The sequence below is a fragment of the Vulcanibacillus modesticaldus genome (genome assembly GCF_001730235.1).
Taxonomy (GTDB): domain Bacteria; phylum Bacillota; class Bacilli; order Tepidibacillales; family Tepidibacillaceae; genus Vulcanibacillus; species Vulcanibacillus modesticaldus.
On the sequence record NZ_MIJF01000011.1, the window covers coordinates 24871 to 39865 of the forward strand.

Consider the following 14995-nt stretch of genomic DNA (forward strand, 5'->3'; position numbering starts at 1 on the left):
AAACAGATGTTACAAGAAGTTAAAGAGGAGATGCCTCTTCAAGAAAAAAAGGATATTATTATTTGTAATAATATAAATAAATGGTTTGGAAAATTACACGTATTAAAAAATGTTTCGTTAACCGTTAAACAAGGTGAAGTAGTTGTTATTTTAGGACCATCCGGTTCAGGTAAATCAACGTTTATCAGAACAATTAATGGACTTGAAGAGATTCAAAAAGGTGAAATATATGTTGATGGGATAAATTTATCACATGATGTTGCAGATGTTGAAGCGATTAGAAAGGAAACAGGAATGGTTTTTCAATCGTTTAATTTATTCCCCCATATGACTATCTTAAAAAATATTACACTTGCACCAATGTGGGTTAGAAAATGGCCAAAAGCAAAAGCTGAAGAAATTGCCCTAAATTTGCTAGAACGTGTAGGTATTCACGACCAAGCTCATAAATATCCGGGTCAGTTATCTGGAGGGCAACAACAGCGGGTTGCAATTGCTAGAGCGCTTGCAATGCAGCCAAAAATTATGTTGTTTGATGAACCAACCTCAGCTCTAGATCCAGAGATGATTAAGGAAGTACTTGATGTAATGAAAGAACTTGCGAAATCTGGGATGACAATGTTAGTCGTAACCCATGAAATGGGGTTTGCACGTGAGGTCGCAGATCGGATTGTCTTTTTTGATAACGGAGAAATTATCGAAACCGGTACACCTACTGAATTATTTGATAACCCGAAACATGAAAGAACAAAGTTGTTCCTATCACAAATTCTTTAAATTATACCTGCTGATTACAGCAGGTCTTTTTAATCGGATTTTAATCTGGATCAATTTCATCAAAGCCGATTATTGATTTTAAAGAAATTTCTTTATTTGCTTTTAATAATGATCTAGCTCTAATAATCATATACGATATTGAATAAACTGCTACCAGTATTAAACCGGCAAATAGACCCGAACCCTGTCCGGGAATCAGTGGCATACTAATAATAATTATTATTAGTGCTACTAATGCAAATAATGTTGTATATGGATATGCAAAAAGTTGACAATTACCCTTTGGGGGACAGCCATTAATTCTCCTGAACTTAAAATGAGTTGCCATAATAATTACATACGCAAATAGTAAGGAAAAGCCACCTGAACTAACTAAAAACAAATAAATCTCACTAGGCAGTATATAAGCTAAGCCAACACCAACAAGCATACCAACACCTGAAAAAAGAATTCCTCTTTTGGGAACATCTTGTTTGTCTTTTAACCATGATGGAGCGTAGCCCTTTTCTGCTAATGAACGCACCATTCTACCCATCCCAAACATGGCAGCGAGCATTGTTGATAAAATAGCTATGATTAAGACAGCGTTCATTAACCCTGATGCCCATCTTAGTCCAACCCTTTGTAATCCAGCAATTAACGGACTTACTTCTTCTGTTAATTCAGAAGTAGGTACTAATGGAAGAAGTACAATAATGGCAATCGAATATAGTCCGACTAAGCCTAAAACCGTATAAAATATTGCTCGCGGAATTGTATATGTAGGATTTTTGGCTTCTGGAGCAGCTAAGCCAATAATTTCAAATCCTGCATAGGTAAACATAACGATTAACATACTTCCTGCTATCCCGGATATTCCTCTTGGAAAAAGTGGTTCGGAAGCAAGCTCGCCAAGCCCCAATGCAGGCTTATTGGGAATTAATCCCGTGATAAATGCAAAAGCTAGGATAATAAAACCTACAATTGCCGATATTTTTATCAATGCTAAACCACTTTCAAGAGTTGTAAGTAATTTAGCTCCTAATAAATTCAGCAATGTTACTCCGACAATAATCAAAGATGCCATAAGTGGGATCGATAGATTAGGTATCCAAGTGCGAAGAAAAACCGATACTGCTGTTGCCTCACTTGACATTGCAAGTGTTAAGCCTGTCCAATAAACCCATCCAATGACAAAGCCTACTAATGGTCCATACATTTGTTCAGCAAAAGTTCTAAACGAGCCAGGAGATTGTTTTGCAACTGTCATCTCGGATAACGCTGTTAAGATAATATAGACTAATAAACCTCCAAATAAATAAGAAATAAGAATTCCGGGTCCTGCTGTTTTTATTGCAATTGACGATCCAAGAAAAAAAGACCCACCAATCACAGTTCCTAGCGCCAACATTGTTAAATGCCATACAGTAAGTTCACCGTGTTTGGACATGATTAATCCTCCATAAACAAGAATGAAAATTCATTGATAGTATTACCCGATCTTTAAGAAGATATTTAAACATAGCATTACATAAAAATTAACAAACTGATAAAAATATATTACGGAAAAAAATTTAGGGGAGGAATTTTAATGAGTCTAATTCCTTATGAACCTATTCGACATTTAGAAAATATGCGAAAAGAATTCGATAAATTTTTCGCAAATAATTTTCTCAATGATTTTTATAACCGTTTAGCCATCCCGCGGATTGATATGTACGAGGCGGATAATAAAGTTGTTGTACAATGTGATCTTCCAGGACTGGAAAATAAAGAAGATGTTAAAATTGAAGTTGATGGTAATCTGTTATCGATTAAAGGAAATATTAAAAGGGCTAATGAAATCAAAGAAGAGCATTTGCATAGGAAAGAGCGTTTTTATGGCAGTTTCCAAAGGTCGATAACGTTACCATCAGATGTTGATCCTGACATGATTAAAGCCACATATAAAAATGGTGTTTTAGAAATTAGTATACCTAAGAAACCATCTGAAAAGAGTCGAAAAATAGATATTGAGTTTCATTAAGCTGAAGCACTAAATAGGAATTGCCTATTTAGTGCTTTTTTTGTATTGTAAAATTTATCCGCTTAAGATAACATTTTAACCATGAAATATTGGGTAACTTATATTGACATTACCGTTAATAATATTGATTGGTTACGAAATTATTTTGACAATACCTTAAATACCACAATCAAGGAGGTGGCAGAAAAATCTGAAGTCTTTTATTTCTTTCAGGAAGATGTAACGATAGAAGATACTATGAAAAAAATAATGCAACAGGTTAAATTATTATTTTAGATATAGACAAAAGTAATTAACGTGACTCTACTGAGATAAAGGAGAGGTGAAAATGTTTTTAGAATTAACAAATGTAAACAAGACCTATAAAACTGGTGACGTTTCTTTCAAGGCTTTAGCAAACATTAATTTTTCGCTTGAAAAGGGCAATATTGGTGTTATTTTAGGACCTTCGGGATCAGGTAAATCAACATTGTTAAATGTTATCGGTGGAATAGATATAACCGATAATGGTGCAATATTTGTAGATGGAAAAGATATTACGGAGTTAAATGATCGTGAATTGACAAATTATCGTCGCGAAGAGGTAGGCTTTATCTTTCAATTTTACAATTTGATTCCGAATTTAACTGTATATGAGAATGTTGAAGTTGCAGCCAATATTAGTAAAAACCCAATGAAAGTTGAGGAAGTTCTTGATGCAGTTGGTTTACTTGATTTAAAGGATAGATTTCCAAAGGAACTTAGTGGTGGCCAACAGCAACGTGTTTCGATTGCTAGAGCAATTATCAAAAAGCCTAAACTATTACTTTGTGATGAACCTACAGGAGCTTTAGATTATAATAATGCGATTGAAATCCTAAAATTATTGACAGACATAAATAAAAAATATAATACAACAATTTTAATTATTACCCATAATACGGCGATTAGTGGAATAGCTAATCGGATTGTTCGCTTAAGAAGTGGTGAAATTATTGAAAATAAATACAATGACAATATTTTACCAGCAGAAAGGGTTGAATGGTAATGGTTCTACATAAAAAGATTACAAGAACCTTACTTGAGCATAAAGCCCAGTATATTGGTTCGATTTTATTAATTATTATCAGTTCCTTATTATTTACAGCCTTAAATATTTCGGGTGTAAATATTCAGGATAACTTAGCAGTATTTAGAGTTAATAATGTTGTTGAAGATGCATCATTTATTACCCAGAATAAAATTGATAATGTAGCTGAGTTAGAAGAGAAATTTCAATTAATATTAGAAGAACGAAAACAATATGATTATAAATTTGATGAGCAAGCAACTTTAAGAATATTATCTGAAACTAAAAAGGTCGATAAATATGCTGTTGTTAAAGGTCATCTTCTGCAAAAGTCACGAGAAATATTGATCGATCAAGCTTTTGCCAAGGCTCATGATTTAGATATTAATGATGAGCTGATGCTCGAAAATAATTTATTTACAATTGTTGGTTTTATGTCGACACCAGACTATATTTATCCATTAAAATCCGTAAGTGATATGTTGAAAAACCCTGAAACCTTTGGAGTGGCAGTTATTGCAAAAAATGACTTTTCTAAATTTCAAAATGGATTAACTTTTTATAGTGTAAAGTTTTTAGACTCTAACAAAAGCCAATTTAAGAATTACTTAACGAGGAATAATATTATTATTAATTGGTTAGATAAAGAAGATAACAATCGGATTACCTTTGTTGATGGTGACGTTAATAGCGCAATCCAAATGGGAAGAATTTTACCTGTCGCAATTTTGATTTTAACAATTTTACTTGTTTCTATTATCTTATGGAGGCTATTGAAAACGGAATATACAGAAATTGGAACATTATATACTTTAGGATATCGCAAAAAAGAAATCTTAAATCATTATCTAAGCTATCCTTTAATCATTTCTTTAGTTGGGGGAATTATTGGGACGATAATCGGTTTGTTATTAGTTAAGCCAATGATAGAATTATTTGCTGCTTTTTATAATTTGCCTGTCATTACGACTAAATTTGAACTGACATATGTTGTTCTAAGTTTATTTTTACCACTTGCTTTTTTAATTCCTTCGACTATATTTATCATAAATCGGATATTAAAGAAGCCTCCACTAGAATTAATGCGGGGTGGAGGTAATAAAGTTAAAATAAACTTTATTGAACGACGTTTGCACTTAAATCGGTTTAGGTTTTCAACAAAATTTAAAATAAGAGAAATAGTAAGGAATATTCCGCGAACAATTTTGATGGTTGCTGGTATCGCATTTGCTACGATGTTATTGCTAGTGGGGTTTGCAACAAAGGATTCAATGGATTATCTGATTGAGAAAAATTATAAAGATATCTACCAATACAATTATGACTATATCTTTAATACTATGCAGTTTTCGGATGACATCGGAGGAGAAAAACTAAATTTAGCCCCATATACTTCACAAGAATTTAAAAATGGAGAAAAAACATTTGTTATTTATGGCATTGAAAAAGATGCTAGTTTGATTACATTTACCGATCAAAATGGTAATAAGCTTTCCTTGGACCAAACGATTATTACCAAGTCGTTAGCAGATAAAATGAAACTTAAAGTGGGAGACAGAATTTCGGTTGAAAACAAGCTTAATGAGAAAAAATTTTCAATTACAATTAATAAAATTGCTGATTCATACTTGGCAGATGTAATCTATATGCCATTGGATGAGTTTAATAAACTTAATGATTTGCCTAAAGGAAGTTTCGTAGAGGTAATTTCAAAAGAATGGCTGAATATAGATGAATCAATATTACTTTCTTATACGAGTAAAGAAGATATAATTAATAGCTATAATATCTTGATTAAACCCTTACGTTATATGATTGGAGTAATTGGTTTTACAGCTTTCATAATCGGCTTAATAGTGATTTATGTAGTAACTTCTTTAGTTATTGAAGAAAATAAAAAGAATATTTCATTATTAAAAATTTTAGGATACCAACAAAGAGAACTTTATTCATTGATTCTAAATAGCAATACAATTCTTGTGATTATTGGTTTTCTAATTTCTATACCGTTATTATTTGTTTCTCTAGAACAATATTTCAACGCAATCACCGCTGAAATGAATTTTAGTTTTCCGGTAAAATTAGATGAAATCAATATGGTAATTGGTTTTGTTGTTATCATACTAACTTATCAGATTTCCAAGTTCTTAAATAAAGGAAAAATAAACAAAATTTCCATGGTCGATACTTTAAAATCAAAGGCAGAGTAATAGAATGAAGCATAGTCCAAAACATTTATAAATTGGATTATGCTTTTTTGTGAAAGATGACCTACTATTATTTTCAAAAATTATACGATAAGATAGAAAATAAGAAAAAATTAATTTAGGAGGTGTGACCATGGATAATTATATTAAAGTCACTGCAATTGAAAATGAAATCGAAGCGCAAATTGTTGAAGATATTTTGACTGTGAACAAAATACCATATTACATTCGTTCTTTTCACGATGAAGCTTATGGAAGCTTATTTCAAGTTCAAAAAGGTTTTGGTGATCTTTATGCTCCAGAAGCATATAAAGAACAGATAGAAGAAATTATCGATGAAATACGTAAATCTGTAAAATAAAATATTTTTTTGGATAATTATCTTTCGAAGTGAAATATTATTGTTAGAAATATTTGAAGCATATAGCACATCAAGGAGTGATCATCATGAAGCGCAAAATATTTTTAGCAGTAATCACATTGACTGTTGTCTTATTTTCGTTAAATATAACTCAAGCTTGTGCAAATACAGTGTTTCACTTTGGTTTTAAGAAGAGTAAAAACGGGAATCTTGCCTCAATTGCTCAAGAAGGTTTTAAAGATATTCTAGAAAAATATGGAGCTATTTTTTTGGGCGATACTAAAAAAAAGGAGCTTTACCTGACCTTTGATAATGGATATGAGAATGGATACACTAGTAAGATTTTAGATGTTTTAAAGGAAAAACAGGTACCAGCTATCTTTTTTGTAACAGGCCATTATGTTAAGAGCCAGCCCGAATTAGTAATAAGAATGGCGAGTGAAGGGCATATCATTGGTAATCATTCCTGGTCTCATCCGGATATGACACGAATTTCGGATAAAAAAATAGAGGAAGAACTAAATAAAGTTAGCAATGAAGTCTTTAAACTAACAGGACAATTAGAGATGAAATATTTACGTCCACCAAGGGGTATTTTTAACGAAAGATTATTGTCAGTCAGTAAGCAACTTAATTATACCAATGTCTTTTGGTCAATCGCCTATATGGATTGGGATCCTAATCGGCAAAAAGGGTGGAAGTATGCATATGATAAAGTAATGTCACAACTTCATCCCGGTGCTGTAATTTTACTTCATACTGTTTCTAAAGATAATACGGAGGCTTTAGCAAAAATAATTGACGACGCCAGAAAACAAGGTTATGAATTCAAGAGTCTTGACCAGATGCAAGTAAAAACTTACAATTAAGCAGAAAAATATTAACATAATTTTCAAATAATATGATAGTATATTACTAGGGAATTTAGGAAAAAGGCACATGGAAACCTCCTAGTCTTTCTTTTGGAGGGTGAACTGTGCCTTTCGAATTTATTTGAACCATATATTTAGAAGTTTGATATGGGGAATTTGAGATTTAGAGGGGGATATTATGAATACTTTTGTTAAAAAGTTGACTCGTTTTCTAATATTGGCAGGAATAGTTAGTTTGATTAGTATAGCTCTAATTTGGCTATATGTTTGGTATAAACAAGAATCATTTGAAACTTTCGTTACATACTTGTTCTATGGATTTTTTGTTTATTTTATAATTGGAACTCTTAATTTTATTAGTTATTCAGAACAGAGTAAATATAGCTATTTTAATAGTGCAGTATCATTAATTACTCAAGATAAACACAATGAAGTCCCAGAATTAGGGTCATCTTTTTTTAATTTTTCAACATTCATGTACTTGGTTGGTATAGTTTTATTGGTAATTAGTTATTTCTTATCATAATAAAAACCTTCTCAAAGGGATGAAGCTTCAGTTAAAAGTTATTGTTCGTCCGAAGTACTAAAAAAAGGCTTATTAAATTTATTTAAATGAACTTTTTCAAATTGTAGTTCTTTTTCTGTATGGGGAGGTTTATTTTCATCTGGATAACCAATAGCAATAATTGACTCCACTTTATAATTATCCGGAATAGCTAACAAATTCTTAATATAATCCTCGGCTGTTTGGTTTTCGCTATTCATTCTATTTCTTATTTGTATCCAACAAGATCCTAAACCTAAGGAATGAGCTGTTAGTTGGATAATAATCGAAGAGATAGAGGTATCTTCTATCCAGACGTCACTTTTGTTCTCATCAGCAACAACAACAATCCCAAGTGGAGCATTCTTTAAAAAATGAGATCCATGGATTTTGGAGTGAGAAAGTTTTTCTAAATAATTTTCATCATCTACGACGATAAATTCCCAAGGGTTAATTTTTCGCGATGAAGGAGATAGCAATGCTGCTTGGATAATTTGATTTATCAAGTCATTTGGAACTTTATCTTTTTTAAATTTCCGGATACTTCGCCTTTTTTTCAGTAATTCTAACAAATTAATCACCTCATAATTAAATTTGTTACATCTAAAATATCTTAATGTTGGAAAAAATTCAAGGTTAGCAATCATGAAGCCCCAGTTATTTTAAAAAGTTTATCTCTTCAGTAGATCTAATTGGTTTATGGCATGTAAAGTTTTCACAAAAATATAAGGATGATTGTTCGTTAACCACATCTTTGTCAGAGTGAACAGGAATTAATCTATTTAGTTCATCTTTATTCTCTTTTCTTTTTTGGATAAAAACTGCAAATGGTAAAAAGCTGGTTAATACTTTTCTCTTCAGCTTTGTAAACTCATCAGTATTTTCACCTTCGACAATAACAATTTCCATACTAGACCCAAATACCATTTGGAGAGCTAATAGGAAGAAGGAATAACCAGCAGGATATTTTACAATCTGATCGGAAAAGGCTTCAATCAGTTTGTCGAGATAAGTTTCATATTTAGATTCACCAGTAAGACGAATATGACGGATTAGATTTAAAAGCATCACAGAGTTTCCAGAGGGAATAGCCCCATCATATATTTGTTTTGGCCGAGTTAATAGTATTTCACTATCCGAGCCATAGAAGTAAAAACCCCCATTGTCATTATCCCAAAAAAGAGTGATCGTATCATCTAGCAGTTTCTTTGCATGTGCTAAATATTTTGGTTCTCCTGAAGCCATAAATAACTCATGAAGTCCCCAAATATAAAAAGCGTAGTCATCAAGGTATCCTAAAAAATCTGAATGTCCATCACGATACCTTGCTAGAATTCTACCTTGAGCATTAACAAGCCTTTGTTCAATAAATTCAACAGCATTATTGGCCATTTCTAAATATTCTTGGTCTTGTAAAACTGCATAACCTTTAGCCAATGCTGAAATCATTAAGCCGTTCCAAGAGGTAAGTATTTTATCGTCTTTATGGGGATGAATTCGCTGTTCGCGGTAAGCAAATAACTTTTGTCTTGATTTTTCCATCATTAGATTTAACTCATCAACGGTCATTCCCTTTCTCTTGGCAATACTTTCTACTTGACGGTTAATAAGGTTAAGAATATTTTTTCCTTCAAAATTTCCTTTTTCGGTAACCCCGTATACCTCACAAATTAATTCTCCATCTTCTTTTCCGAGAATATCAATAATTTCATCTTTACTCCAAACATAAAACTTCCCTTCAACACCTTCAGAATCGGCATCTTCTGCAGAGTAAAAGCCGCCCTCTGGAGAAGTCATAACCCTTTTAACATAAGAGAATATTTGTTTGGCTACCTCAGCAAAGTAGTTATCCTGTGTGGCTTGGTAGGTTTCTAAATAGGCATGAGCTAATAAAGCATTGTCATACAACATTTTTTCAAAATGGGGTACAAGCCATTCTTTGTCAACTGAATATCTTGAAAAACCCCATCCAATATGATCATAGATGCCTCCTTGATGCATTGCTTTTAATGAAGATTTGACCATTTCCAGAGCTTTATCAATATCAGTTCGCTTCCACTCTCTAAGTAAGAACATATAATTGTGTGGTGTAGGGAATTTAGGTTCTGTACCAAATCCTCCAAAGGTCTCATCAAAGTTCCTTTCAAAAAGATTGGTTGCATCCTTAAAAATGTCCGCAGTTAGAACTTCATTTCCTTTTGAATCTGGTTTAGGTTGAAGGAACTCAGTGATATTCTGGCTGATTTCTGCAATTTTACTACGATCGTTTTCCCACAATTCATTAATTTGCGTAAGAACATCCATTAAACCCGGACGACCATATTTACTTCTTTTAGGAAAATAGGTGCCAGAAAAGAAAGGCTTTTGATCTGGTGTCATAATAATGGTTAATGGCCATCCTCCGTGTCCAGTCATGGCCTGGCATACCTCCATGTATATGTGATCAATATCTGGCCTTTCCTCACGATCAACTTTAATTGCTATGTAATGTTTATTCAAATACTCAGATACTTCTACATCCTCAAATGACTCCCGTTCCATGACATGGCACCAATGACAGGTTGAATAACCAATTGATAAAAAGATAGGCTTATCTTCACGTTTAGCTTTTTGGAAAGCTTCTGGTCCCCAAGGATACCAGTCAACTGGGTTATGTGCGTGTTGTAATAAGTAAGGTGATTTTTCATTGATTAGTCGGTTTGTATATTTGGGATTTTTATGATCTTTCACAAATTACACTTCCTTCGTTAAGTTATTGTTCATTATATAGAAAATAAAGCAGATTTAAAGATTTGATCTGGATTATTTTAACTAGGTTACACAGTATAGCTTACCTTTTTTTAAAGTTTGACATTCAAAAATTTAAAATTGTTATATCTAGATAACGGTAAAGATTTATAAAAGGGTAGGATAACCCGTTTGTATCGCATCTGATTTCAGTGGGACATATTGACATTTCGATTTGAAGTGTGTTAAATAAAAATAGATCTATTAGCACTCATGTAACTTGAGTGCTAATATCTTTGGTATTTAATTCTTAAATTAAGTTAATACATTATAATTTTACTACGAAAGGTGAGATTAACATGGTAAAGAAGCAGTTTAAAGCCGAATCTAAAAGACTCTTAGATCTAGTAATCAACTCAATTTATACGAATAAAGAAATTTTCTTAAGAGAACTTATTTCTAATGCCAGTGATGCGATAGATAAAATATACTACAAAACTTTAACAGACGATTCATTGACCTTCAATAAGGATGACTACTACATAAAAATAGTACCCGATAAAACAAATAGAGTATTGAAAATATCTGATACTGGCATTGGAATGACCAAAGAAGAACTTGATGAAAATCTTGGAATTATTGCAAATAGCGGATCTTTTGCCTTTAAAAATGAAAACGAATTAAAGGATGGTCACGAGATTATCGGGCAGTTCGGTGTGGGATTCTACTCTGCATTTATGGTTGCTGAGACAGTTACTGTTATTAGTAAAGCTTTTGGTAGCGATGAAGCTTATAAGTGGGAATCTAAGGGAGTAGACGGTTATACCATCGAACCATGGGAAAAAGACTCTTTTGGTACAGATATCATCCTCAAAATAAAAGAAAACACAGAAGAAGAAAACTATGATGAGTATTTAGAGGAATACAGACTTAAATCTATCATTAAGAAATACTCTGACTTTATCAGATACCCTATTAAGATGGATATTACTAGCACTAGACTTAAAGAGGGTAGTGAAAATGAATATGAGGAATATACTGAAGAACAAGTTATAAATAGCATGGTTCCAATCTGGCGAAAGAATAAAAATGAGTTAACTAAAGAAGATTATGATAACTTCTATGCTGAAAAGCATTTTGGCTTTGATAAACCTATCAAACATATTCATCTCAGTGTTGACGGAATGTTAAGTTATAAAGCAATCCTATACATTCCTGAAAAGCCACCATTTGATTTCTACACCAAAGAATATGAAAAAGGTTTAGAGCTTTATTCAAACGGCGTATTGATTAAAGAAAAATGCGCGGATTTATTACCAGACTATTTTGCCTTCGTCAAAGGAATAGTGGATTCAGAAGACCTATCTCTCAATATTTCTAGAGAGATGCTGCAGCATGATCGCCAGTTAAAACTTATCGCTAAAAACATCAAGAATAAAATTAAAAGTGAGTTAGAAAACTTATTAAAAGATGATAGAGAGAAATATGAAGAGTTCTTCAAATCCTTTGGAAGACAACTAAAATACGGCATCTATAGTGATTTTGGAACTAATAAAGAGTTCTTACAAGATCTATTAATTTTCTACTCATCAAAAGAGAAGAAGATGGTTACTTTAGACGAATACGTGTCTAGAATGCCAGAAGAGCAAAAGTATATTTATTATGCTTCTGGAGAATCAATAGAGAAAATTGCAAAGATGCCTCAAACAGAGCTAGTTTTAGATAAAGGATTTGAAATATTGTACTTTACAGAAGATATAGATGAATTTGCGATTAATATGATGATGAATTACAAAGGTAAGGAATTTAGGTCTGTATCAAGTAGTGATTTAGGCTTAGAAACCGATGAAAATGAAGATTCATCTAAATCCGATGAGAAGGAAAATAAAGAACTATTGGAAAAAATGAAGGAACTTCTCTCAAATAAAGTGAAAGATGTAAGAATATCTAAAAGATTAAAGAACTACCCAGTTTGTCTAGCAAACGATGGTGAGTTAACAATTGAGATGGAGAAGATATTAAACTCCTTGCCTAATAACCAGAATATAAAAGCAGAAAAGGTTTTAGAAATCAACATTAATCATGATGTATTTAAGGCCTTAAAAGATGCTTATGAATCAGATCAAGATAAGTTCAATTTATACACTGACCTTTTATATAACCAGGCTCTTCTTATTGAAGGTTTACCTATTGAAGATCCAGTGGAATTTACAAATAATATCTCTAAATTGATGGTTTAAGTATTTAATGATCTATATTTAACGATGGATTTGTTGTTAGATGTCAAATGAAGGGAGAGTCGCTAACTACCTAAAGTAGTTTTGTGACACTCCCTTTTTTTAATTAATAAGGGCAAACGGTATAATGGGTATTTTAACTTGATAAAATATAGGTTACAATAAATATATATGGTATATTTTTCTATATAAAGGACTGATTATTATGTTAGACGAAAAAAAAATACTCAAAATCTTATCAGACAATAAGGACACGATTAAAAAATATGGAGTAAAAAAAATTGGGTTATTTGGATCATACTTACGAAATGAACAAACTAACGAAAGTGATATTGATTTGATCGTAGAATTTGAAGCAGGACAGAAAACGTTCGATAATTATATGGATCTTAAGTTTGAATTAGAAGAATTATTTAAAAAGGAAATTGATTTGGTGATTGCTGAATCAATAAAACCTGATTTAAAACAAAGTATTTTGGGAAGTGTTAAATATGCCTAGCCACTTTCAAGTTATTTTCTTGAAAGTGGCTTTTTTAATAATAATATAATGAATTTAAGCTAAGCATAAATTACATATAATCCCAGTGACACGTAATATCTCTCTTTAGATAGTTGTTGATCAATTCTTATAAAATCTCAGAAGAAGCTAGAAAAATAATTTATAGTGGGAGACTTAAAAATGAATGTTATCGATATTAACAATTTAACTAAAAGGCTCAATAAGCTAAAAGTAAAGACGTCTTTTAGATTATATTCACGATGAAGATTTATTGGCTGTAAAAGATTTAATATTAAAAGAAAAAAGAGCAGGATATCAAGAAGAATTGTTAGAACTATTAGTTAAAGATATCAAAAGGATCTATAATTGTTAGGCGATTATAAGTGGAGGTAATAAAATGATCTTCAAAATCAAGTACATGTTATCGGGAAAATATAAATCTACCTATGAAGCTAAAATTATTCTTTGGCAAGATGGTAAAGTTAGGATTAGGGATGTGGATGGCAAAGAGTACACCTTAAAAGAAGAGAACATCACCAACATCACAGCATTGGAATATACTGTCGAAAAGGTTAATAAGGAAGAAGAGTATCAACAACAAGAGTTGTTTTGAAAAAAGAAAATTATTTGAAGTGTTAAGAAAATATATTCGGTATTCTAGTTTGGTATGTTCATCATAGCCTTACTTTCCTACTTAAAGAAGTAGACCTCTCTTGAGCTTGGAGGCTTAGGAGGTCACTTCACTTAAAGCATAAAGAGCTTGTAATGTTAAAAGATAAACTCAGCGATTGACAAATTGAAGGTACTTGTAAAGTATTTTACTGTGTTCAACATAATATGACATATTTTTCAAATTAAAAATGTTAATATGTAAATAATCTGTGGTTACTAGGTACAAGAGTACAACTTTTTAAAAAAACTTTATTGTTACCATTATTTGAATAAAGGGTGTTTTGCCATGATAAATGGAATTTATGAACAAGTAATCAATCGAATGATCTCCGAGTTATTAGAAAAAGATAATAAAGTTATAAAGAAAATGCCAATAGATCCAGCAGAAAAAAATTTAATTTTAGCAGAGTATATAAGTGGGTTGATTCGCGATAAGTTTAGACATTTGGATGATACTGATAAAGTAAATGCTCTTAATCAGATGATAGATTTGTTAAAAAAAATAGTTGCAGATGAAGATGTTAATGATTATTTGATTGAAGGAGTTGGCGAGCTTCTATTGGAAGTAAAAGATATTAAACCTTTTGAGTCAAAGTCGAATTTGATAAGACCAATTACTTCTATTGCTAGAAGCTCTTTATTTACAGGCTCAAAAGTTGAGCCTTCTCTCTTTGCAGAACTTAAGAAAGAAATCTTATCTGCTGATAGAATTGATATATTAGTATCTTTTATCAAATATAGTGGTCTTCGATTACTAATTGATGAATTTAGGGTGTTTACTCGGACAAAAAAACTTAGGCTCTTCGCCATCTAGTATTGGTATTAGAAAATACGAATAGGTTAATAGATGTTTTTACCTTACAGCCTATTCATAGTTTCTCTATCAAGACTCAACCCGTCAAGGAGAGCGCTTGACTGCCTGAGCCTTGATAGAGGATGTTCAATTAGGCTGTAAAGGAAATAAAATAACCTAATGAGGTTTAACATTAATATCTAACTTATTAGCAGTAGCATAAATCATGTAAATAAGATTGTTAATTGAGCGA

General features: G+C 31.8%; 15 protein-coding genes. 12 read left to right on the forward strand and 3 right to left on the reverse strand.

The genetic code is table 11. From position 1 onward, the window contains the following. Nucleotides 1-30: 30 nt before the first annotated feature. Nucleotides 31-777: an amino acid ABC transporter ATP-binding protein gene (locus BHF71_RS02955; protein ID WP_218064921.1), complete on the forward strand. Its 747-nt coding sequence runs from the start codon at nt 31-33 to the stop codon at nt 775-777. A 40-nt stretch (nt 778-817) separates the two neighbouring features. On the opposite strand, the gene BHF71_RS02960 is transcribed toward BHF71_RS02955, so the two are convergent. Further along, nucleotides 818-2206 (reverse strand): amino acid permease, encoded by a 1389-nt coding sequence (locus BHF71_RS02960; protein ID WP_069656183.1) that lies wholly within the window; start codon nt 2204-2206, stop codon nt 818-820. A gap of 141 nt (nt 2207-2347) precedes the next feature. Between BHF71_RS02960 and BHF71_RS02965 the strand changes: the two genes are divergently transcribed. From BHF71_RS02965 to BHF71_RS02995, 7 genes are all read left to right on the forward strand, one after another. Continuing rightward, entirely contained in the window at nt 2348-2782 is a 435-nt protein-coding gene (locus BHF71_RS02965; protein ID WP_069656184.1) for an Hsp20/alpha crystallin family protein, read from the forward strand. Between the two features lie 81 nt (nt 2783-2863). Continuing rightward, nucleotides 2864-3058 (forward strand): hypothetical protein, encoded by a 195-nt coding sequence (locus BHF71_RS02970; protein ID WP_069656185.1) that lies wholly within the window; start codon nt 2864-2866, stop codon nt 3056-3058. A 52-nt stretch (nt 3059-3110) separates the two neighbouring features. Continuing rightward, the gene (locus tag BHF71_RS02975) at nt 3111-3809 is read left to right on the forward strand and encodes an ABC transporter ATP-binding protein (protein ID WP_069656186.1); all 699 of its coding nucleotides are present in this window, start codon (nt 3111-3113) and stop codon (nt 3807-3809) included. Then, nucleotides 3809-6040: an ABC transporter permease gene (locus BHF71_RS02980; protein WP_069656196.1), complete on the forward strand. Its 2232-nt coding sequence runs from the start codon at nt 3809-3811 to the stop codon at nt 6038-6040. Before BHF71_RS02975 ends, BHF71_RS02980 begins: the two co-directional genes overlap by 1 nt. 130 nt (nt 6041-6170) lie before the next feature. Then, nucleotides 6171-6398: a hypothetical protein gene (locus BHF71_RS02985; RefSeq protein WP_069656187.1), complete on the forward strand. Its 228-nt coding sequence runs from the start codon at nt 6171-6173 to the stop codon at nt 6396-6398. Nucleotides 6399-6484: 86 nt separating this feature from the next. Continuing rightward, nucleotides 6485-7267, forward strand: coding sequence for a delta-lactam-biosynthetic de-N-acetylase (gene pdaA / locus BHF71_RS02990; protein ID WP_069656188.1), 783 nt, complete (start codon nt 6485-6487; stop codon nt 7265-7267). A 181-nt stretch (nt 7268-7448) separates the two neighbouring features. Next, on the forward strand, nt 7449-7796 hold the full coding sequence (locus tag BHF71_RS02995; protein ID WP_069656189.1) for a hypothetical protein: 348 nt from the start codon (nt 7449-7451) through the stop codon (nt 7794-7796). Between the two features lie 38 nt (nt 7797-7834). Here the strand turns inward: BHF71_RS02995 and BHF71_RS03000 are convergent, their stop codons facing one another. After that, nucleotides 7835-8386, reverse strand: coding sequence for a nitroreductase family protein (locus tag BHF71_RS03000; RefSeq protein WP_069656197.1), 552 nt, complete (start codon nt 8384-8386; stop codon nt 7835-7837). 85 nt (nt 8387-8471) lie between these two features. Further along, the gene (locus tag BHF71_RS03005; RefSeq protein WP_069656190.1) at nt 8472-10544 is read right to left on the reverse strand and encodes a thioredoxin domain-containing protein; all 2073 of its coding nucleotides are present in this window, start codon (nt 10542-10544) and stop codon (nt 8472-8474) included. Nucleotides 10545-10900: 356 nt separating this feature from the next. Here BHF71_RS03005 and htpG point away from each other — a divergent pair, with 356 nt between their 5' ends. The 4 genes from htpG to BHF71_RS03025 all read left to right on the forward strand — a co-directional run bounded on the left by htpG (nt 10901) and on the right by BHF71_RS03025 (nt 14763). Beyond that, nucleotides 10901-12781: a molecular chaperone HtpG gene (htpG, locus tag BHF71_RS03010; protein ID WP_069656191.1), complete on the forward strand. Its 1881-nt coding sequence runs from the start codon at nt 10901-10903 to the stop codon at nt 12779-12781. A 202-nt stretch (nt 12782-12983) separates the two neighbouring features. Then, nucleotides 12984-13277, forward strand: a complete 294-nt coding sequence (locus BHF71_RS03015) for a nucleotidyltransferase family protein (RefSeq protein WP_069656192.1) — start codon at nt 12984-12986, stop codon at nt 13275-13277. A gap of 397 nt (nt 13278-13674) precedes the next feature. Continuing rightward, nucleotides 13675-13890: a hypothetical protein gene (locus BHF71_RS03020; protein ID WP_069656193.1), complete on the forward strand. Its 216-nt coding sequence runs from the start codon at nt 13675-13677 to the stop codon at nt 13888-13890. Between the two features lie 345 nt (nt 13891-14235). Then, nucleotides 14236-14763, forward strand: a complete 528-nt coding sequence (locus BHF71_RS03025; RefSeq protein ID WP_069656194.1) for a phospholipase D-like domain-containing protein — start codon at nt 14236-14238, stop codon at nt 14761-14763. Nucleotides 14764-14995 lie beyond the last annotated feature (232 nt).

Excerpts from the sequence above, each read along its gene's own strand:
- BHF71_RS02960 (WP_069656183.1), bottom strand. The coding sequence starts at position 2,206 with ATGTCCAAACACGGTGAACTTACTGTATGGCATTTAACAATGTTGGCG.
- BHF71_RS03020 (WP_069656193.1), top strand. The coding sequence starts at position 13,675 with ATGATCTTCAAAATCAAGTACATGTTATCGGGAAAATATAAATCTACC.
- BHF71_RS02985 (WP_069656187.1), top strand. The coding sequence starts at position 6,171 with ATGGATAATTATATTAAAGTCACTGCAATTGAAAATGAAATCGAAGCG.
- BHF71_RS02995 (WP_069656189.1), top strand. The coding sequence starts at position 7,449 with ATGAATACTTTTGTTAAAAAGTTGACTCGTTTTCTAATATTGGCAGGA.
- BHF71_RS02980 (WP_069656196.1), top strand. The coding sequence starts at position 3,809 with ATGGTTCTACATAAAAAGATTACAAGAACCTTACTTGAGCATAAAGCC.
- BHF71_RS02965 (WP_069656184.1), top strand. The coding sequence starts at position 2,348 with ATGAGTCTAATTCCTTATGAACCTATTCGACATTTAGAAAATATGCGA.
- BHF71_RS03025 (WP_069656194.1), top strand. The coding sequence starts at position 14,236 with ATGATAAATGGAATTTATGAACAAGTAATCAATCGAATGATCTCCGAG.
- BHF71_RS03015 (WP_069656192.1), top strand. The coding sequence starts at position 12,984 with ATGTTAGACGAAAAAAAAATACTCAAAATCTTATCAGACAATAAGGAC.
- pdaA (WP_069656188.1), top strand. The coding sequence starts at position 6,485 with ATGAAGCGCAAAATATTTTTAGCAGTAATCACATTGACTGTTGTCTTA.
- BHF71_RS02955 (WP_218064921.1), top strand. The coding sequence starts at position 31 with ATGCCTCTTCAAGAAAAAAAGGATATTATTATTTGTAATAATATAAAT.
- BHF71_RS02975 (WP_069656186.1), top strand. The coding sequence starts at position 3,111 with ATGTTTTTAGAATTAACAAATGTAAACAAGACCTATAAAACTGGTGAC.
- BHF71_RS02970 (WP_069656185.1), top strand. The coding sequence starts at position 2,864 with ATGAAATATTGGGTAACTTATATTGACATTACCGTTAATAATATTGAT.
- htpG (WP_069656191.1), top strand. The coding sequence starts at position 10,901 with ATGGTAAAGAAGCAGTTTAAAGCCGAATCTAAAAGACTCTTAGATCTA.